Genomic DNA, 597 nt, shown 5'->3' with positions numbered 1-597 from the left:
ATAAGCACGTTATAGCCTATCACTTCTCATAATTTCCCATTTCATTCCACAAAATTCAATTTGCCTGTAAATAACTCCTTATGTTTCATCATAAACAGTAGTATTTAAATTCGAGTTTTTCGCATATTATTATCAAAAATCATAACTCCGCATATTCATATAAAGTTGATCAGCCTCAAAGAAGATAATTATCTTTAATCCTATGAAAAAAGCATGGAAAAGGCATTTTATAGCTTACTCTATACGTCTATTAACCTATATAATAATTTAGTCTCCAAATTTAAATTACTCTGCCAACTGTCATCGGACAGCAATAATTGTCAGAGGAAAAAAAATGCCAAAACGCACAGATATAAAATCTATTCTTATCATTGGAGCAGGACCTATTGTTATTGGTCAGGCATGTGAATTCGACTATTCTGGCACACAAGCCTGTAAAGCATTAAAAGAAGAAGGTTACCGAATTATTCTGGTTAATTCTAATCCCGCCACCATTATGACGGACCCAGAGTTAGCTGACGCAACTTATATTGAACCCATTACTCCTGAAATTGTTGCTCAAATTATTGCCCATGAACGCCCTGACGCCCTTTTACC

Annotated in this window: 1 protein-coding gene; it reads left to right on the top strand. The window is 34.5% G+C overall.

The features are described 5' to 3' along the window. Nucleotides 1-334 precede the first annotated feature (334 nt). Nucleotides 335-597, top strand: a 263-nt coding sequence (locus ACFINO_RS11190; RefSeq protein WP_375655920.1) for a hypothetical protein, incomplete at its 3' end; no start/stop codon positions are given.

Origin of the sequence: Bartonella sp. AA83SXKL (assembly GCF_042196965.1) — a bacterium.
Lineage (GTDB): Bacteria > Pseudomonadota > Alphaproteobacteria > Rhizobiales > Rhizobiaceae > Bartonella.
Note: the sequence above shows the minus strand (reverse complement) of the source record. Positions and strands in the feature narration are given on the sequence as shown.